General features: G+C 71.2%; 16 protein-coding genes and 1 pseudogene. 12 read left to right on the top strand and 5 right to left on the bottom strand.

The features are described from left to right. Nucleotides 1-903 precede the first annotated feature (903 nt). Nucleotides 904-1,431, bottom strand: a complete 528-nt coding sequence (locus tag ACIA6A_RS27130) for a DUF3592 domain-containing protein (protein ID WP_396100672.1) — start codon at nt 1,429-1,431, stop codon at nt 904-906. A 24-nt stretch (nt 1,432-1,455) separates the two neighbouring features. After that, nucleotides 1,456-3,591: a hypothetical protein gene (locus ACIA6A_RS27125; protein ID WP_396100671.1), complete on the bottom strand. Its 2,136-nt coding sequence runs from the start codon at nt 3,589-3,591 to the stop codon at nt 1,456-1,458. A gap of 139 nt (nt 3,592-3,730) precedes the next feature. Here ACIA6A_RS27125 and ACIA6A_RS27120 point away from each other — a divergent pair, with 139 nt between their 5' ends. Both ACIA6A_RS27120 and ACIA6A_RS27115 read left to right on the top strand, forming a co-directional pair. Further along, nucleotides 3,731-4,120, top strand: coding sequence for a tetratricopeptide repeat protein (locus tag ACIA6A_RS27120; protein ID WP_396100670.1), 390 nt, complete (start codon nt 3,731-3,733; stop codon nt 4,118-4,120). A gap of 10 nt (nt 4,121-4,130) precedes the next feature. Then, nucleotides 4,131-4,418 carry a Smr/MutS family protein gene (locus ACIA6A_RS27115; RefSeq protein ID WP_396100669.1) on the top strand — a complete coding sequence of 96 codons (288 nt, stop codon included), beginning with the start codon at nt 4,131-4,133 and terminating at the stop codon, nt 4,416-4,418. On the opposite strand, the gene ACIA6A_RS27110 is transcribed toward ACIA6A_RS27115, so the two are convergent. Continuing rightward, complete coding sequence (locus ACIA6A_RS27110) at nt 4,415-6,775, bottom strand: M28 family peptidase (protein WP_396100668.1); 2,361 nt, start codon at nt 6,773-6,775, stop codon at nt 4,415-4,417. The genes ACIA6A_RS27115 and ACIA6A_RS27110 overlap by 4 nt on opposite strands. Before the next feature lie 77 nt (nt 6,776-6,852). Here ACIA6A_RS27110 and ACIA6A_RS27105 point away from each other — a divergent pair, with 77 nt between their 5' ends. From ACIA6A_RS27105 to ACIA6A_RS27060, 10 genes and pseudogenes are all read left to right on the top strand, one after another. Beyond that, nucleotides 6,853-7,179 (top strand): hypothetical protein, encoded by a 327-nt coding sequence (locus tag ACIA6A_RS27105; RefSeq protein ID WP_396100667.1) that lies wholly within the window; start codon nt 6,853-6,855, stop codon nt 7,177-7,179. A 45-nt stretch (nt 7,180-7,224) separates the two neighbouring features. Then, nucleotides 7,225-8,415: a PP2C family protein-serine/threonine phosphatase gene (locus ACIA6A_RS27100; protein WP_396100768.1), complete on the top strand. Its 1,191-nt coding sequence runs from the start codon at nt 7,225-7,227 to the stop codon at nt 8,413-8,415. After that, the gene (locus tag ACIA6A_RS27095; RefSeq protein ID WP_396100666.1) at nt 8,412-10,004 is read left to right on the top strand and encodes an ATP-binding protein; all 1,593 of its coding nucleotides are present in this window, start codon (nt 8,412-8,414) and stop codon (nt 10,002-10,004) included. Before ACIA6A_RS27100 ends, ACIA6A_RS27095 begins: the two co-directional genes overlap by 4 nt. Then, complete coding sequence (locus ACIA6A_RS27090) at nt 10,001-10,456, top strand: response regulator (RefSeq protein ID WP_396100665.1); 456 nt, start codon at nt 10,001-10,003, stop codon at nt 10,454-10,456. Before ACIA6A_RS27095 ends, ACIA6A_RS27090 begins: the two co-directional genes overlap by 4 nt. After that, on the top strand, nt 10,449-11,228 hold the full coding sequence (locus ACIA6A_RS27085) for an inositol monophosphatase family protein (protein WP_396100664.1): 780 nt from the start codon (nt 10,449-10,451) through the stop codon (nt 11,226-11,228). The genes ACIA6A_RS27090 and ACIA6A_RS27085 overlap by 8 nt, the downstream gene beginning before the upstream one ends. Next, the gene (locus tag ACIA6A_RS27080; protein ID WP_396100663.1) at nt 11,209-11,952 is read left to right on the top strand and encodes an SDR family NAD(P)-dependent oxidoreductase; all 744 of its coding nucleotides are present in this window, start codon (nt 11,209-11,211) and stop codon (nt 11,950-11,952) included. The genes ACIA6A_RS27085 and ACIA6A_RS27080 overlap by 20 nt, the downstream gene beginning before the upstream one ends. 63 nt (nt 11,953-12,015) lie before the next feature. Next, nucleotides 12,016-13,014: a coiled-coil domain-containing protein gene (locus ACIA6A_RS27075; RefSeq protein ID WP_396100662.1), complete on the top strand. Its 999-nt coding sequence runs from the start codon at nt 12,016-12,018 to the stop codon at nt 13,012-13,014. A 39-nt stretch (nt 13,015-13,053) separates the two neighbouring features. After that, nucleotides 13,054-14,556 (top strand): fused MFS/spermidine synthase, encoded by a 1,503-nt coding sequence (locus tag ACIA6A_RS27070; RefSeq protein WP_396100661.1) that lies wholly within the window; start codon nt 13,054-13,056, stop codon nt 14,554-14,556. A 178-nt stretch (nt 14,557-14,734) separates the two neighbouring features. Next, nucleotides 14,735-15,520: pseudogene (locus ACIA6A_RS27065) on the top strand (serine/threonine-protein kinase); the annotation flags it as partial. Nucleotides 15,521-15,955: 435 nt separating this feature from the next. Next, entirely contained in the window at nt 15,956-17,071 is a 1,116-nt protein-coding gene (locus ACIA6A_RS27060; RefSeq protein ID WP_396100767.1) for a cellulose binding domain-containing protein, read from the top strand. Nucleotides 17,072-17,090: 19 nt separating this feature from the next. On the opposite strand, the gene ACIA6A_RS27055 is transcribed toward ACIA6A_RS27060, so the two are convergent. Together ACIA6A_RS27055 and ACIA6A_RS27050 are read right to left on the bottom strand one after the other, a co-directional pair. Further along, nucleotides 17,091-17,759: a potassium channel family protein gene (locus tag ACIA6A_RS27055; protein WP_396100660.1), complete on the bottom strand. Its 669-nt coding sequence runs from the start codon at nt 17,757-17,759 to the stop codon at nt 17,091-17,093. After that, nucleotides 17,752-19,005 (bottom strand): TrkH family potassium uptake protein, encoded by a 1,254-nt coding sequence (locus tag ACIA6A_RS27050; RefSeq protein ID WP_396100766.1) that lies wholly within the window; start codon nt 19,003-19,005, stop codon nt 17,752-17,754. The genes ACIA6A_RS27055 and ACIA6A_RS27050 overlap by 8 nt, the downstream gene beginning before the upstream one ends. Nucleotides 19,006-19,125: the final 120 nt, after the last annotated feature.

Genomic DNA, 19,125 nt, shown 5'->3' with positions numbered 1-19,125 from the left:
CCCCTGGGCAGCGCCCTCATCACGCTGGCTCTGACCGGAATTCTCGCCACCCCCGCCGCAGCGGCCCCCACTCCAACCCCCCTCACCCCCGCCACGGATGTCCCAGCCACGGATGTCCCGGCCACGGATGTCCCGGCCACGGATGTCCCGGCCACGGATGTCCCGGCCACGGATGTCCCGGCCACTGACTGGCCGGTCGACGGCGTCGTGCCCAGCGTGGATCGTTCGATGTTGCTGCCCTCGGACGCGGGCAGTGGGGTGCCGTCGAGCGGGCTGGATCCGTCGGCCCTGGTCGCGGTCGGAACGCTGCTGGTCGGCCTGGGTCTCGTCTCGCTCCTGGTCCGGAAGCCCGCAAGCGAGACACCGGCCGGGAAGCAGGCAGGCAGCCCGCCGGTCCGGAGGCCGGCGCGCGGGTCGCAGGCAGGAAGAACGGCACGCGGGTCGCGGGTCGAGAAGACGGGTCGCGGGTCGCAGGTTGAGGAGACGGCACGCGGGACGCCAGCAGAGAGGGCAGATCGCGGGTCGCGGGCCGGGAAGCCGGGACGTGGGCCGCGGGGTGGGAAGCCCGCGAGCGGGACGCCGCTGCAGAGGCCGGCAATCAGGCCGCGGGTCCGCAGGCCGGATGATGAGCCACTGGTCCGGCGGCCGCCCAGCGATCCGGTGGTCTGGAAGCCGCCGAGCCCGCCGGCCGGTCGCCCCCGCCCGGCCCATCACCGGCGAGCAGGTTGACCGCTCACATCGGCCCATCCCGCTCAAACCGACCGCTCAAACCGACCGCTCAGACCGACCGCTCCGAACGTGCTGAGGAAGGCTGCGCTGAGGAAGGCCGGCCTGAGGAAGGCCCGCGCCGGATGGAGGCTGGGGCGAGTCGGCCGTGGGGGTGGGCGGGGGAAGGCTGACCGGTCAGCCCAGGCCGGCGAAGTCTGGGCCGGCGAAGTCTGGGCCGAAGAAGTCTGAGCTTGCCTGCGTCATCGCTGTGACCAGCAGGTATGCCACGATTGCGAAGCCGATGAAGACCGTGCCGGCGATGATTGCCACGATGCCTCCGCCGCTGCGGGAGCCGGTTTCGCCGGTGCCGTTGGCTCGTTCCGGGTTCTGGGGGTCGTAGGCGACGGTGACCTGGCGGCCGGCGATGTGCGAGCGGCGGCTCGGCGCGTTCTCGAGTGCGGTGGTGATCTCGCGGCCGTCCATGGTCCGGAATTGGACCACCGGCCGGAAGATGATCTCGCCGTCGGTGCGGGATTCGTGCTGGTTGTCGACGACCACCGCGATGGCCTGGACGCCCTCGGTGGCGAGGGTGCGGGTCCGCAGCCAGGTCCGGATCCCGAACGCTACGAGCGCCAGCCCGACGAGCGCCGGGAAGCCGACCACCAGGGCGGAGACGAGGGTTGCGAAACCGCCGCCGTCCCCGATGAAGTCCGTCTCAGGCATGACGGTGAGGGTAACCGAGGATGATCATGGTGTCGTCGTCTCCAGGGCGGCGTCGCGGACCTGGTCGGCCCCTTGTTTCAGGCGTTCCTGATAATAGACGCGGTTCCAGTTGGTCCAGGTCACGTGGCCGACCGGCTGGTCGGTGCCGGCGGCCGACACCGAGACCGCGACTCCGGGGCTGACCTCCCGGCGCGGTCCCACCTTGTGCTTCGAGGGGTCCGCGTATCCGAGCATCGCCCAGGGCACCCGTACCACCAGGTCGTCCCCGTCGCGGTACCAGAGCGCCCGGCTGTCGTCCCGCGGGGTGCCGTACCGGAGCAGTCCGGCGTTCTGCAGTTCCGTGGGGAGTTTTTCGCCGGTGGTGGGGATGGTCAGGTCGCGGTTGACGATCAGCTCGACGCGGCGCCAGCCGCCCGGCGCCGGACCGCGCCGGGAGGCCGGCACGTCGTAGTCGAGTGGCACCGGGTCGAGTTCGCGGCGCAGGTAGGCCTGGCCGGTGCGGGCGACCGGGTCCAGCACGAACGCCGCGTCGGCGTCGCGGTTGCCGGTGCCCGGGGCGGGTGGCCCGGTCAGGCCGGGGAGGACGTCGAAACCCAGGGTCAGCGCGCCGGGATCGGGGGTGCCCAGGCCGACCCGCAGATGCACGTACGCCTCGTCGACCCGGGCGATCACCCGCCGGGCCGGCCACGCGGCCTCGTCGTCGAGCAGATATTCCGGCCCGGCGTCGGGGGAGCCGGTGGGGTCCGTCGCGATCAGGCCGAAGTGCTGCTCGTTGGTCAGCGGGTCGTGCCACAGCTGGCGGCGCTCGCCGTCCTGGTGCTCGATGGTGTTCCAGGTGAACTTGAACCACTCGTCGGTCCAGGCGAAGACGAAACCGCCGGACAGCCCCACGTCCTTGATCAGCCGGAGCAGCTCGGCGTCGATCCGCATCGCCTCCTGCTCGCTGTGGTCACCCTGGGTGCGGCCGAGCGGGCTCTGGTGGGCGGAGCCGATCGAGGACGGTACGCCGAACTCGGTCACCAGCGTGGGCATGTCCCGGTGGTGCCGGGCGAGGGCGGTGAGATAGCCCGCGTACGGGTCGGTCCGGCCGTCGTGGACGAAGCGCTGGTAGGCCGGTTCGTGTCGCTGGAAGTCGGGATAGTACGGGTACGCGTGATAGCTCGCGAACGTCCCCGCGGGCCAGTTCCCGGTCGGTAGGACGTGGTTGGCGTCCAGTTGGAACAGGTCCTCCTGCTCCAGCGGTTCGTCGGGGTGCCGAAGCGGGTCGGTGGTCGGCCAGTTGACGAACGCGATCGGCTGACTGACCCCCTCCTTCGCCTCGTAACCGGCCAGTTCGTCCATCCGCGCGGCGAGCCAGCGTTCGGTGGGTGAGGCCGCCGGGGTGCTCTGGAAGTACCGGCCGCGGACCGCCGGCGCCGCGGTGTTGCGCTGGTCGACGGCGCTCGCGGCGTACGGGTCGAGCTCGATTCCGATGATCCATCCGGCCAGCCAGGGCGTGACGTCGGTGTCCCAGGTGCCGGCGGCCCGGCCCCGGCGCGGCTCGCGGCTGAGCCGGCCGTGCACCGCGGCGCTCGCGTCCCGCAACTCGTCCTGGAACCCCCTGGTCACCGCCGGGTCGTAGAGATCCTGTGACTCGTCCGGGAAGTAGGCGCCCTGCATGAGATAGAGCGGGCTGCGCGGGTTGGCGATGTTGTACCGGGCCAGTTCCGTGTAGAAGGCGGGCGGATGGATGGTGTAGATCCGGACCACCCGCAGCCCCAGCCAGCCCATCGCCGCGAACCAGGTGCGGTACTGCTCCGCGCTGATCGCCAGCTCGCCGGGCAGATGGCCCGGGGTGGTGCTGCCCAGGTTGACGCCGGGCAGGAAGGTCACGTCCCCGGACGCGGTGTGCAGGGCGAAGCCGGCGCGGTCCGCGGTCGCGAGGCTGAGCAGCCCGTGGCCGGTGACCGGGGCGGGCGCCCAGGAATGCCCTTCCGGGGGCGAGCCGATCTCGTCCATGCCCGGGATCGCGAACGCGGCGGTCCGCAGTTCGGGCCGGGGGGTCGCGCCGGCCAGGAACAGGCACATCGCGAGCGTCACGACCCCGATGGCCGCGGCCTTCGCCCGGCCGAAGCGAGGCCGGACCGGAGCCTGGACGAGGTGCAGCGGGAAGTCCCCCACTCCGGCATTGTCTGCCCCGAGGGTTGCGGAATGCCCAGGAAAGTCGGGAATCTGGAGGCGATGGAACACTCGCCGTACGGCCGGAGTTGTGCCAGCGTTGGTCAAGTAGGCGGCGTGAGCGACCGTGGGGAGCGCGTTCATGGATCTTCTCGAGGAGTACCGCAGGGCAAATTTCGTCTTCGAGTCCGGCGACCCGCTCGGGGCGTCGCGCATGCTGGAGCCCATAGTCGAGGCCGAGCCCCGCAACGCGGCCGTGCGCCTGCTGCTGGCCCGGGCGTATTTCAACTCGGCGCAGCTGGGTAACGCCGAGGCCCAGCTCCGGGAGCTGATCGAGCGGGACCCGTCGGACCACTACGCGCACCACGTGCTCGGGCGCACCCTGGAGCGGGCCGGCCGGTTCAGCGAGGCCCTGCCGCACCTGCGGCTGGCGGCGGCGATGAAACAGCACGCCGACTACGAGACGGCCCTGCAGCGGGTGGAGGCCTGGGTCGGCAAGAACGGCGGCCGGACCTCGTACGGCGACGAGTAGCCTGGCCGGTGTGAAGCTCAAGCTGGATCTCCACGACATCTTCAACAAGGGCACCCAGATCGACAAGGCCTTGCGCGACATCATCGACGAGGCCATCGACAAGAAGGCCACCCTCGTGGAGATCATCCCGGGCAAGGGGAGCGGGGCGCTCAAGAAGAAGGTGCTGCGGTTCCTCGACCAGAAGGAGATCAAGCAGCTTTACCACCGGGTCGAGAAGGACGGCGACAACTGGGGCCGCCTGTTCATCCACTTCCGCTTCAACACCTCGACCGGCCGGGGTCGCGGCCGCGGCCGCTAGATCTCGTAGGTCTTGGCGACCGCCAGCATCTCGGAGCTGTGTGAACCGACGATGCCGACGTCGGCCGGGCGGGGGCGGAAGCCGGGCAACCCGGAAAGACCGTCGCTGGCGTCCATCACCCGGAGCTTCAGCTTCTCATCGGTACGGACGGTGAGCGTCACGTCGATCCCTTCGGCGGGCGGTGCGTGGAACACGAAACCGAAACCCCAGGCGCCGCCGGCCACCTGATCGGTGGCCACCTCGCGGCCCCCGATCGTGGCCGCGGTGACCGTCGCCGTGCTGCCCACGTGCATCGTGATCAGCCGGCTCGGGCGCTGCGGGGTGAGGTGCACCCGTACGGTTCGCAGCCCGTCCGCGATCGTGTCCGACGTCGTGGTCAGCAACGGTGCGGGCAGCGCCGCCGCCTCGGCCGGTCCGCTCAGCAGGGCCTCGTCGCCGAACGCCGGCAGCAGGTCGGTGACCGGGGCGGGCTTGCCCGAGACGTATTGCGTGGTCCAGTCGGCCGGGGCCGGGGACTCGCTCAGCCAGCGGGCCTGACCGGTGTCGGCGTCCAGCGCGTACATGAGGTGGGTCGGCTCGGGGTGTTCCCGGTCGAAGCGGTCCACCGCCAGCCCGGTCGCGGTGAACGCGAGCACGGCCACGCCGGCGGCCAGCGCCGGCAGTGCTCCCCGGCGGCGGGCCCGCAGCGTGTCGAGACCCCGCTGCCCATCGGCCTCGGGGTGCAGCAGATCGACGACCGGCAGGATCGCCAGTGCCAGCAGCACGGCGAGGAACGTGGCGGCGGCGGCCAGGTTCATCCCCATCGCGGGGAAGAACAGCACCACGGTCGGCGCCAGCACGAGCACCGCGACGGCGGCCCCGAGCGTCACCCAGCCCACCGCGAACCGCCGCGGGGTCAGCAGCGCGGCGAGCGCGGTGGCGGCGCCGGCCAGCGCGGGAAGCGCGGTCAGGTAGGACCCGCCGGGGGCCAGCGCGGCGAGGACCAGGCCGAGCACCGCCAGCCAGGCGAGGCCGGCGATGGCCAGGGCGGCCGGGCCGAGCCGGCGGCGCAGCAGTGCGTACCAGGTGAACGTCACGAGGGCCACGACCGCGAGCGCGGCCATCCGGTACCACCACGGACGGTACGGGTCGATCGGCAGTTCGGCGTACCCCGGTCGGATGGTCTTGATCAGGGCCCAGAACAGCTGGGCCAGCACCGGGGCCGCCAGCAGCGGCACCAGGGCGAGCCCGAACGCGACCGCCTGACGGGGTGCGGTGATCAGGCCGCGGCGCCGGGCGAGCCAGGCCAGGGCGAGCACCACGGCCAGCGCCAGGGCGGCGAGCGGCCAGTTCAGCGCGCCGGGATAGCGCACGAGCGTGCCGAGCAGCGGGAAGTACGTCGCGTCCCCGTCGGATCGCAGCGCGGGCAGGTCCCGGCCGCCGAGCTCGCGGGTCAGCGCCAGCAGGCTCTCGCCGTGGTGCTGCAGACTGCGCTGATCCATTGCGGACGGTGTGTCCAGCGGCGTGTGATAGACCGCCGCGCCGTCGATGTAGGCGCTGTTGAGGCCGGTGAAGCCCACCTCGCGGAACGCCGTGAAGTCGGTGTTGTTCGGCAGCAGCCGGTAGATCTCGACCGCGAACGACGTGCCTACCGGGTGCGGTACGCCCGCGTACACGCCGACCAGCCCGGCGTTGTCCGCCGCGGTCTCGAACATGATCGCCGGGCCGCTGCTGCCCCGCGCCTCCAGGTTGAGCACCACACCGCCGTCCCTGGCGAGCGGATGCTGGTCGACGAACGCCTTGGCCCCGCACAAGCAGGCCTCCTCGGCGTCGGTCAGCACGAGGACCACGTCGTTGCGCGGGCGTGGGCCGCTGGTCAGGGCCCGGACCGTCTCCAGGATCGCTGACGTGCCGGCCGCGTCGTCGTTGCCGCCCGGCCCCGTCTGCGCCGAGTCGTAGTGCGCGACCAGGAAGATCCGGCCGGTGGACGCGGTGCCGGGCAGCACCGCGACCACATTGCGTACGCGAGCCAGCCCGATCCCGCCGGCGCTGGCCGACAGCTGATGGCCCTGGACGGAAACCGTGTCCTGCACCTGCGCGTCGAGCCCGAGGCCGCGCAATGTGGACACGATGTGCTCCCGGGCCGTGTCGTTCGCCGCACTGCCCGCCACGTGCGGCCCGTTCGCGGCGAGCGCTTCGACGTGCGTGAACGCCCGGGCCGAGCTGAACTCGCCGGCCGGTGCCGTGGCCGGGCGCGCCGCGGGTGGGCGTACCCCTAGCACGGCGAACGTGCCCAGGACCGCGAGGATCACGACCGCGATGAGCGCCGCCCAGCCTCGGTGTGCCGGCCGGGCGAACGCCCGGTCCGCTGCTTGCATCGGTGCCACGCCCACTGTGAACCTCCGGACCCGGGTGGTCGGGCGATCTTACGGCCCGGTGGCCTAACTTTGTCGCTGTGACAGCCTCGTCAGATCCCGCCGCCGTCGTCGCCGCGTTCGTCGAGCGGGTGGCGCCCTACGACCCCGCCCCAGGGGTCCCACCCGTCGCACTGGTCGGCGTCCGCACCGCGGGTGACGAGGCGGTCTTCCCGCTCAGCGACTATGTGCTCCGGGCGATGTGCGAGGCCCTCGAGGGTTACCGGGACCCGTTGGACCGGGGCACCTGCGCCGGGTGCGGCGGCCGTCGGCTTGACGACAATCTGCGCTGTGCCGAGTGCGGACGCGTGCATGGCATCCTTGGTGAGGTCATCGCGCGCCATGCCGCTCATGGCTCGCCCGCGTGACGTGCGCCACGCCCGGTGTTGTGCAGCCCGGGCGGGTGGTGGACGATCAGCGGGTCCCGCCAGAAGGAGCCCCCCATCAAGACGCCCGAACGCCTGCGCATCCTGCTCGTCGAGGACGACGAGGGTGATGCGTTCCTGGTCCGCGAGCTGCTCGCCGAGGCCGGCGCGTCGTTCGACCTCGCGGTGGCCACCAGCCTGCGCGAGGCCCGCCCCATGCTGCGCGGGGTGCAGTGCGTCCTGCTCGACCTGGGCCTGCCCGACGCCGAGGGCCTCGACGGGCTGCGCAAGCTGCTCGCCATCGCCGAGGGCGCCGCGGTGGTCGTGCTCACCGGCCGCTCCGACGAGCACCTGGGCGTCGCCTCGGTCGCCGAGGGTGCCCAGGACTACCTGGTCAAGGGCCAGGTCGACGGCGTGCTGCTGGCCCGGGCACTGCGGTACTCGGTCGAGCGCAAGCGGGCCGACGAGAACACCCAGCGGCTGCGGGAGGCGGAGCTGCGCCAGGCCGAGTCCGCCCGCCTGGAACGCGGTCTGCTGCCCCAGCCGCTCATGCGCACCGACGCGGTCGCGGTGCACACGTTCTATCGCTCCGGCCGGGCCATGGGCCTGCTCGGCGGTGACTTCTTCGACGTGGTCCAGGTCGGCGACGACAAACTGCACGTGATCGTCGGGGATGTCTGCGGGCACAGCGTGGACGAGGCGGCCCTCGGTGTCGAGCTCCGGGTCGCGTGGCGGGCCCTCGTGCTCGCCGACGTTCCGGAAGACCGGCTACTGGGGTATCTCGAACAGGTGTTGATGACCGAACGGCGGGCAAGGGAAGTCTTCGCCACGGTTGCCATGGTCTCGATCGACCTGCACGGCAACCGGGCGACCGTACGCCTGGCCGGGCATCCGCCACCGGTGCTGCTGTCGGGCGGCAAAGCCGTCCCGGTGACCGCCCGGACCGGCATCGTGCTCGGCGTGCGGCCGACCCCCACCCCCGCGACCGACGTGGAGTTCTCCGGCGATGACTGGTCCCTGCTGATGTACACCGACGGCCTGATCGAAGGGCACACCGGCGTCGGCAACGAACGCCTCGACGTCGAGGGCCTGTGCGGCCTGCTCGCCGAGCCGGCCGCCAAGGACGTGCCGCTCGCCGCGCTGCCGGCCTGGCTGGTCGGCCGCGCCGAGCAGGGCAACGGCGGCCCGCTCGCCGACGACGTGGCGATGCTCCTGATCTCGAGCGGAAGCGGCCGGTGAACGCGCTGAAACTGAGCACCTGGACGCTGCGCCGGCGGATCCTCGCGCTCTGCGTCGCGGTCGCGTTCGTGCTCACCGGCCTCGGCGTCGTCGCCGCGCTCACCGCCGCGGACAGCAACCGCCGGCTCGACGACGTGGTCAACCGGGCCAGCCCGATGCGGGCCGCCGGGGAACGGCTCAACACCGCGCTGGTCGACCAGGAGACCGGCATCCGGGGCTATGCGATCAGTGGCCGGACCGACAACCTCAAGCCGTACGAACAAGGGTTGATCTCGGAGCGCGAGCAGATCGACCAGATCGAGAATCTGCTCGGTCCGGGTTCGCTGGACGCCAAGATCCGGGCCGACCTGGCCGTGGTCGAGCAGCGGGCCCGCACCTGGCACGCCGAGGTCGCGGACCCCATCCTCGACGCGGTCCGCACACAGGGTCCGGAGGCCGGGCGGGCTCTGGTCGACGCGGGCACCACCACGGCGTTCGATCAGCTCCGGGCGTCGATCAACGCCATGCAGGAGAACATCGGCGTGCTGCGCAAGCAGTCGGCGGACGAGGCCAAGGAAGCCAGTCAGCAGATGGTGGCGCTGCAGATCGCCGCCGCCGGGATCATCATCTTCGCCGGCATCGTGCTGATGCTGGTGCTCGACCGGCTGGTCAGCCGGCCCGTCACCGAGCTCGCGACGCAGGTGCGCGACGTGGCGAAGGGCGACTACGAGAAGCACATCGACGCCCAGGGCTCGCCCGAATTGCGCAGTCTCGCCGAGGACGTCGACGGGATGCGCCGGCAGATCGCCGCCGAGCTCACCGAGGTGCGCGAGGCGCGGCAGCAGGTCGAGTGGGTCAACGAGCAGCTCAAGCAGCAGGCCGACGAGCTGACCCGGTCCAACCGGGACCTGGAGCAGTTCGCCTACGTCGCGTCGCACGACCTGCAGGAGCCGCTGCGCAAGGTGGCGAGCTTCACCCAGCTGTTGCAGCGCCGCTACTCGGGGCAGCTCGACGAGCGGGCCGACCAGTACATCGCGTTCGCGGTCGACGGCGCGCAGCGCATGCAGCGTCTGATCAACGACCTGCTGGCGTTCTCCCGGATCGGCCGGCTCACCTCGGGCTTCACCGAGGTCGACCTCGACCGGGTGCTCACCGAGGTGAGATCGCAGCTGGAGACGCGGGCCGGCGACGACGCCGAGATCACGTGGCACGACCTGCCCACGGTCGAGGGCGAGGAGCCGCTGCTCACCACGCTGTTCGTCAACCTGATCGGCAACTCGCTGAAGTTCGCCCGGCCGGACGTGCCGTCCAAGATCACGGTGACGGCGGCGTCGAACGACGACGAGTGGAAGATCAACGTGCGGGACAACGGCATCGGGATCGAGGCCGAGTTCGCCGACAAGGTCTTCGTGATCTTCCAGCGGCTGCACGCGCGGGATGCGTACGAAGGCACCGGGATCGGTCTTGCGATCGTCAAGAAGATCGTCGAATACCATGGCGGGCGGATCTGGCTCGACCTCGAGGTCACCGAGGGCACCTCGATCTGGTTCACGCTGCCCGTGCTGGCCGGCGTACCCGTCCACGAGAAGGTGAAAGAGGACGCACTATGACCGGAATGAACCGGCAGGACGGCACGCCGATCGAAGTGCTGCTGGTCGAGGACGACCCGGGCGACGTCCTCATGACGCAGGAGGCGTTCGAGGAGCACAAGGTCCGCAACCGCCTCACCGTCGTCTCGGACGGCGCCGAGGCGCTGGCCTATCTGCGCCGCGAGGGTCAGTACGCCGACGCGGTGCGCCCCGACCTGATCCTGCTCGATCTCAACCTGCCCCGCCGGGACGGCCGGGAGGTGCTCGAGGAGGTCAAGAAGGACGACGATCTGTGCCGCATCCCGGTCGTGGTGCTCACCACCTCCGCCGCGGACGAGGACATCCTGCGCAGCTACCAGCTGCACGCGAACGCGTACGTGACCAAGCCGGTGGACTTCGAGCGCTTCATCTCGGTGATCCGCCAGATCGACGAGTTCTTCGTCAGTGTCGTGAAGCTGCCGCCGCGTGCGTGACGATGTCCTCGACCGGGTGACCGAGCTGGTCCGCGAGGTGGCCGCGACGATCGTGCTGCCCCGCTGGCGGCACCTGGACGCGGGGGAGATCCACCAGAAGGCCCCCGGCGACCTGGTCACCGTCGCCGACCAGGAGTCGGAACGGGCGCTGACCGCCGGGCTGACCGCACTGCTGCCCGGCTCGGTCGTGGTCGGCGAGGAAGCGGTCGCCGCCGACCCCGCCGTGCTGGAGCGGGTCGGCTCGTCCGGGGCGGTCTGGATCGTCGACCCGGTCGACGGCACGAACAACTTCGCGGCCGGCAAAGCCCCGTTCGCCGTGATGGTGGCGCTGCTGCGGGACGGCGACACCGCCGCGTCGTGGATCCTCGACGTGCCCAGCGACCGGATGACCGTCGCCGAGGCCGGGGCCGGGGCTTTCCGGGACGGGTTGCGGCTCAAGACCCGTACCGATTCGCCGCCCGCCTCCGCCCTGACCGGCATGGTCTCCCACGCGTCGCTGGACACCTCGGCGTTCGCCTCGGTGACCGCCGGCCACCACTGCGCGGGCTACGAATACCCCGCGGTGGCGAGCGACGAGCAGCAGTTCGCGTTCTTCTGGCGGGTCCTGCCCTGGGACCACGTGCCCGGCTCGCTGATCATCCGCGAGGCCGGCGGTACCGCCCTGCACCTGGACGGTTCCCGCTACCGGCCCACCGACTCCGAGGGCGGTCTGCTCGTCGCCGCCAACGACGACATCTGGCGCACGGTGCGCGATGGCCTCGTACCTCGATAGGCTCTTCGGTCTCGACGGCCGGACCGCGCTGGTGACCGGCGGCAGCTCCGGCATCGGCCTCGTGATGGCCCACGCCCTGGCCGGAGCGGGTGCGCGGGTGGTCCTCGTGGCCCGCCGCCGCGACGTGCTGGAACGCGCCGCCGCCGCGGTGGGCGCCACCATCATGGTCGCGGACCTCACCGACCGGGCCGCGGTCGCCGGTGTCGCCGCCCGGACGGATGTCGACATCCTGGTCAACGCCGCCGCGGTCAACCTGCGCCCGCACCTCGACGACCTCACCGAGAGCGACTGGGACACCACCCTTGCCGCGAACCTGACCGCCCCGTTCCTGCTGGGCCAGAAAATAGGCCCGGCGATGGCGGCCCGGGGCTGGGGACGCATCATCAACGTCGTCTCCCAACAGGCCTTTCGCGCGTACGGGAACAGTGGCGCCTACGGCGCGGCGAAAGCGGGTCTCGTCGGCCTCACCCGCTCGCAGGCCGAGGCGTGGTCCGCACGCGGCGTGACCTGCAACGCGATTGCCCCCGGCGTGGTGCACACCCCGCTCACCGAACCGGTCTTCGCCGACCCCGCGAAGGTGGCCGCCCACGCGAGCCGGACGATGATCGGGCGCAACGGCGTACCGGAGGATTTCGCCGGTTGTGCGGTGTATCTGGCGAGTGCCGCCGCCGCTGCCGTGACCGGCCAGACACTCTTCGTCGATGGTGGATATTCAGCCACGTGAGCGACCTGACCTGGGGCCCTTCGGCGGGGTAAAGTCACGCCGCTGAAGACCTTGGAGGCTCTCATGCGTCAGGCGCGGCTGGTGCTGGCCCTCGTTGTGGCTGCTCTCGTTCTGCTCGTGGCGCCACCGGCCGTGCACGCGGCGCCGGCGGACCCCGAGGGTGGCACCAAGACCCTGCGCGCCGCGCTGGAGTCGGCCGCCAAGGGGCACGTCGAGGCCAAGCAGAAACTGGCGTCCAGCAAGAAGCGCCAGACCCAGCTCAAAGACGTGCTCAAACGCTCCGTCGCCAAGGAAGCCCTGTTGAAGGGCCGGGTCGGGGAGATCGCCAACCGGTCCTACCGGCAGGGCCGGCTCAGCACCATGACACTGCTGCTCAACAGCGCTTCCCCCGGCTCGTTCATGGAACGCGTCGTCCGCCTCGACCAGATGGCCCAGGTCGACGCCAGCGCGCTGGACGAATACCACGACGCGGTCACCACCGCCGAGAAGGCCACCACGGCGATCGACCTCGAGGTCAAGGAGCAGAAGAAACAGGTCACCGTGATGGCCAAGAAGAAGCAGCAGGCCGAGGCCGCCCTGGCCGCGGTCGGCGGCGGCGCGGTCTCCGGCGGCTTCGTCAACGTGAACTCCCCGGCGGCCAAACCGGCACCCCGCAACTCCGACGGCTCCTGGCCCAAAGAAGGCTGCACGGTCAACGACCCGACCACGTCCGGGTGCATCACGCCGCGCCTGCTGAACGCCTACCAGCAGGCGCAGTCGGCCGGCTTCAAGCGGTACACGTCCTGCTTCAGCGAACGGGCCTCCGGCGAACACCCCAAGGGCCGCGCCTGCGACCACTCCGCGGCGGCCGGCGGCTTCGAGAACAAGGCGGCCACCGGCGGCGACAAATCGTACGGTGACAGCCTCGCGGCCTACTTCGTCAAGAACGCCGACGAGCTCGGCGTCATGTACGTGATCTGGTACCGCCAGATCTGGATGCCCAGCACCGGCTGGCGCAGCTACAGCGCCTCCGGCGGCCCGGCCGCGGTGCACACGAACCACGTGCACCTGTCCATCCTCTAGGTTCCGGTGTTTCCAGGTTCCGCCGGTAGCATTCCGCCGATGGAATCCCCGCGGGCGCTCCCGTCCGGTTTGGCCACCGCCCTCGTCTTCTTCGCCAGCGGCGCCGGCCTGGTCCTCGAGATCGTCGCGTTGCGCCTGGTCGGCCCGTATGTCGGCGTCACCCTCCAGGTCAGCAGCTCGGTCATCGGCGTCTCGCTCGGAGCCATCGCCTACGGCACCTGGCTCGGCGGCCGGCTCGCCGACAAACTCGACCCCCGCGTGCTGCTCGCACCGGCGCTGCTGCTCGCGGCGATCGCCACCGGGCTCACCCTGCCCCTGGTCCGCTGGGGCGGCGAGATCCTGCGCGGCGGCGCGGCCCCGGCGGTGCTGCTGCTGGCGGCGTGCGCCACGTTCGTACCCATGCTGCTGCTCTCGACCATCAGCCCGATGGTCGTCAAGCTGCAGCTGAGCGACCTCAGCCGGACCGGTTCCGTGGTCGGGCGGCTGTCCAGCATCGGCACCCTCGGCGGGATCACCGCCACGCTCGGCACCGGGTTCATCTTCGTCGCCGCCATGCCGAGCAGCTGGATCGTGCTCACCCTCGCCGGCCTGCTCGCGCTCGGCGGTTTCACGCTCGGCTGGTGGCTGCGCCGGCGCAACCCCTCGCTGACACTGCCGGGCAAGCCGCGCACCCGGGCCGTCGTGCTGACCATCGGGCTGGTCGGAGCGGGCCTCGGCGCCTCGGCGCCCAACCCGTGCGACGTCGAGACCGCCTACCACTGCGCTCGGGTCGACCACGACAAGAACGTCGCCGGCGGGCGGACGCTGCTGCTCAACTCGGCCCGCCACTCGTACGTCGACCTCAACGACCCGACCCACCTCGAATTCGCGTACGTCCAATGGCTCGGCGCCCTCATCGACGTCCAGTCGACCGGCGCCGCACCCCTCGACGCCCTGCACCTCGGCGGCGGCGGTTTCACGGTGCCCGCCTACGTCGAGGCGACCCGCCCCGGCAGCAAGCAGCTCGTCCTCGAACTCGACGGCGGCCTGGTCGACCTCGACAAACAGGAACTGGGCCTCAAGACCGGACCCAACCTGCGGGTACGCGTCGGCGACGCCCGCATCGGCCTCGCCGACCAGCCCGACCAGGCGTACGACGTCGTGGTCGGCGACGCGTTCGGCCACCTCGTGGTCCCCTGGCACCTGGCCACCCGCGAGATGGCTGCGGACATCGCCCGGGTGGTGCGCCCCGGCGGCCTCTACGCCCAGAACGTCATCGACTACCCCCCGAACCGCTTCATCCGAGCCGAACTGGCCACCGTCGCGAGCGTCTTCCCGCACGTCGCCCTGATCGCCCCCAAGGCGGCCATCGAGGGCACGACCGGCGCCAACTTCGTCATCGTGGCGGCCAAGCAGCCCCTCCCACTGCCCGACATCCGCAACCACCTCGACCTGGTCGACGAACCGGTCGAACTCCTGTCCGGCCCGGAACTGGCCGCCTTCATCAACGACGCCCGCATCCTCACCGACGACTACGCCCCGGTCGACCAGCTCCTGTCCTGACCGTTTCCCCCGCTCAAAACGGATAAATCTCGCGGCGCCGGTCAGACCTCTGACGTATTTCTGAGACGTCACCTGACCGGGCCGTCCCGCGGGCAACAATCGGCACATGAGGTGGCTGACGTCGGACCGGCGGCTCGGCGGCCGGTACCGTTTGATCGAGCGACTCGGCACCGGCGGCATGTCCGTGGTCTGGCGCGGCCACGACGAGGTCCTCGGCCGGCCGGTAGCCGTCAAGGTGCTCTCGTCCCAGCTCGCCGGCGACGCCCGCTTCCGTGCCCGCCTGCGCCAGGAAGCCATGGCGGCGGCCCGCCTCTGCCACCCCCACATCACTAACGTCTTCGACATGGGCCTCGACGGCGACCCGACCGCGCCGTACGTGGTGATGGAGCTGAACGAAGGAGAACCGGTCTCCGCCCGCCTGCGCCGCGAGGGCCCCTTCCCCTGGCGCACCGCGGTCACCCTCGTCACCGAGGTGGCGTCGGCGCTGGCCACCGCCCACAGCCGCGGCATCGTGCACCGCGACGTGACCCCGGCCAACATCATGCTCACGGATACCGGGGCCAAGGTCGTCGACTTCGGCATCTCCGCCCTCACCGGCCAGCGTGACTCGGCCCCCGACGGCAGCCTCCTGGGCACCCCGGCCTACCTGGCCCCGGAACGCCTCGGCGGCGGCCCGGTCGCCCCACCAGCCGACGTGTACGCGCTGGGCCTGCTCCTCTACCGCTGCCTGACCGGTCGTTTCCCCTGGCCGGCGGACAGCACCACGGAGGCGTTGCGGGCGCACCTGTACGCGGACCCGGAGCCCGTACCCGCGCTGCCGGGAATGCCGCCCGCGGTGGCCGACCTCTGCCTGGCATGCTTGGCCAAGCAGCCGGAGGACCGCCCCACCGCCGCCGACGTAGCGACCACCCTGGCGGCTCTGGTGGGCCTGCAACCGGTGATCCCCGCGGTCCCGGTGCCCGGCCCCACCCCAGCGAGGCCGTCCCTCAACCACCCCACGATCCCGGTCGGCCCCCGCCCCACCCTCCCCGACACCGCCCCCGACCTCCTGGCCGCGCCCTCACCAGCCCCGTCCCCCGCGGTCTTGCCAGCCCCGTCTTCCGCGGCCTTGCCAGCTCCGTCTTCCGCGGCCTTGCCAGCCCCGTCTTCCGCGGCCTTGCCAGCTCCGTCCCCCGCGGCTTCACCAGGCCTTTCCCCCGCGTCGCCGGCGGCTCCCTCATCGGTGCTTCGTTCTTCCGTTGCTCCGGCCTTCGCGGTGCCTTCCGGGCTCATCGCCGCGCTGTCGCGCCCCGCGCGCCATTTCTCGCTGTTTCGCCGTTTTGAGGCTCATGACAAGCCGGATGCGCCCGACGCCGGGCCGGAACCGGCGCGGGGCGCGGTGGTCCTGGTCCGGGCCGGAATGAGGATCGCCCGGCTACTCCGGGTCGGCGCACCGCAGCCGCTAGGCGGTGGCCTGTTCCGGGGTGGCCTGTTCCGGGGCGGCTCGGTCCAGGGCGGCCTGTTCCGGGGCGGCTCGGTCCAGAGCGGCCTGGTTCGGGGCGGCTCGGTTCGGGGTGGCTCGGTCCAGAGCGGCTTGGTTCGGGGTGGCTCGGTCCAGAGCGGCTTGGTTCGGGGCGGCTCGGTCCAGAGCGGCTCGGTTCGGGGCGGCTCGGTCCAGAGCGGCTCGGTTCGGGGCGGCTCGGTTCGGGGTGGCTTGGTTCGGGGTGGCTTGGTTCGGGGTGGCTTGGTTCGGGGTGGCTTGGTTCGGGGTGGCTTGGTTCGGGGCGGCTCGCTCCTAGGTGGCCTGTTCCGGGGCGGCCTGGTCCGGGGTGCTCTGGCCGGCCCGGGCGATCTCGGGCCGAGGCTGAGCGGTGCGATCCTGGCCGGCCGGCACCGCGTGCACGCGGCCGCCGCCACCGTCGTGCTGGTCGCGACGATCGGTCTGGCCTGGTCCTCGGCCCGCGAACCCGAGGACGCCGGAACGGCCCAGGCCGCGGCGGCCGGCGCCGGCCCGGGCCCGGTGGTGCCGCACGGCACCGGCTGCAAGGTCCGCTACCAGGTGCAGAAGGACACCGGTACGGACTTCGGCGCCCAGCTCACCGTGATCAACACCGGTGAGCACGCGCTGACCGAATGGCGCCTGGAGTTCGCGTTCGCCGGCGGCCAGCGCCTGACCGAGGCGCCCAAACGTCTCTCCCAGCGGGGCCGCAAGGTGGTGCTACGCCCGAAACAGGGCAGGGAACTCCGCCCCGGCCGCTCCGCGACAGTGACCCTGGCGGGCAGCTACCGCGCGACCAACCCGCTGCCGCTGACCTTCGCCCTCAACGGTCACGCCTGCCAGGCCGAGGTCCTCGGTGCGGTGGTCGTGCCACCCGTACCCACTCCGGCATCGCCGGCCGGCTCGCCCTCACCTTCGTCCTCGCAGACGGCAGTCCCCGCGAAGAAGCCCAAGAAACCCAGGAAGAGCCCCTCGCCGTCGCCGTCCCCGCCCCCGGCCGCGCGGGGAACCAAGGGCGGCTTCTCCGTCGCCATCTGATTCGGCCGGGGTGCACGTGTCAGGCAGTCACTCCGGCGAACCGTTCCACCTTGGCGGTGTCACCGGCCACGATCAGCAGGCAACCGTCCGGGATCACGGTCTCGGGTCGCGCGTACGTGAAATCCTCGCCGGGCTGTTTGATGCCCACGACCGTGACTCCCCACCGGCTGCGCAGCCCGATCTCGGCCAGCGACTGACCGACGGCCTCCTGCGGCGCCCGGACCTTCGCGATGGCGAAGCCGTCGTCGAACTCGATGTAGTCCAGCATCCGCCCGGTGATCAGGTGCGCGACCCGCTCACCCATCTCCGACTCGGGGAAGACGACGTGCCGGGCCCCGACCCGGGACAGGATCTGACCGTGTTTGACGCTGGTCGCTTTGGCCCAGATCTCCTCCACCCCGATCTCCGCCAGGGTCAGCACGGTGAGGACGCTGGTCTCCAGGTTGGTGCCGATGCCGACCACGGCCCGGGAGAAATCCTGTACCCCCAGTTGACGGACCGCGTCGGTGTCGGTGGCGTCGGCCTCGACGACGTGGGTGAGCCGGTCCGACCAGTCCTGGACGATGCGGGGATCCGAGTCGATGCCGAGCACCTCGTGGCCGAGGTTCACCAGTGACTCGGCGACCGAGCCGCCGAACCGGCCCAGGCCGACCACCACAACGCTGTCTGCTTTCTGATCCTCAGCCAACGAGGGGCCTCTCTTCCGGATAGCGGTAGAGCCGGCGACGGGTGTTGAGCGCGATGGCGGTGCCGACCGCGATCGTCCCGACCCGGCCGACGTACATCAGGATGACGAGCACGAACTGTGCCGAGGGTGGCAGGGTCGGGGTGATCCCGGTGCTGAGCCCGACGGTGGCGAACGCGGACGTCACCTCGAACAGCGCCCGGTCGAACGGGACCCGGTCGGTCAGCGTGATCAGCGCCAGGGTGCCGGCGGCGACCAGGGCCACCCCGATCAACGCCACCGTGATCGCCTGCCGCTGCGTCGATTCGGCGATGCGCCGTTTGCGGATGACCACGTCCGGCTCCCCCCGGATCTCCGCCCAGATCACGAACGCGAGCAGCAGAAACGTGGTCAGCTTGATCCCGCCGGCCGTGCTCGCGCTGCCGCCGCCGATGAACATCAGCCCATTCGTGACGGCGATCGTCTCGGTGTTCATGTCGCCGAGGTTGATGCTGTTGAAGCCCCCGGACCGGGTCATGACGTCCTGGGTGAACGCGGCCAGCATCTTCGTCGGCGTACTGAGCGGACCGAGCGTGTCCGGGTTGCTCCACTCGAACGTCAGGAAGACGAGAAAGCCGGAGACGCTGAACAGCAGCGTCCCCCACACCGTCAGCAGGGTGTGGGTGGACCATTTCCCCGGGGTACGCCATTCGCGCGCGAGCTCGAACAGCACCGGGAAACCGATCGAGCCCCCGAGCACCCCGAGGGCCAGGGGTACGCAGATCCACCAGTCGCCGACGAACCGCACGAGGCTGTCCGGGTACAACGCGAATCCGGCATTGTTGAAGGCCTGGACGGCGTGGAAGACGGCTTCCCAGACAGCACGCCCGAACGGATAGTCGTAGCCGAGCCAGAACCGCAGCGTGAGCACGACACTGATCGCGGCCTCGGACACGAACATCACCAGCGCGACCCGGATCAGCACCCGCCCCACGTTGCCCCCGAGCCCGGAGCTCTCGGCCTGGGCCAGCAGGCGGCTCTGCAACCCGAGCCGCCGGGACACGATGAGGCTGAGCAGGGTCGCCAGCGTCACGATCCCGAACCCACCCACCTGGGAGAGCACGGTGAGCAGCACCAATCCGAACCCGGACCAGTACGTAGGAGTGTCGACCACGGACAACCCGGTCACACAGACCGCGCTGGTGGCCGTGAAGAGAGCGGTGACGAAAGGGGCGTGACCGGGCTCGGCCCGTGCTGCGGGCAGCATCATGAGCGCGGTCCCGATCCCGATGGCCCCCAGGAAGGCAAGCGGAACCACCCGCGCCGGATACCGCCACGGCGACCGACTCCGCACCCGACAACCTCCACCTCGACCGATGTCCCCGGCCAG

It is taken from the genome of Actinoplanes sp. NPDC051494 (genome assembly GCF_044454705.1).
In the GTDB taxonomy this organism is placed as follows: Bacteria; Actinomycetota; Actinomycetes; order Mycobacteriales; family Micromonosporaceae; genus Actinoplanes.
Note: the sequence above shows the minus strand (reverse complement) of the source record. Positions and strands in the feature narration are given on the sequence as shown.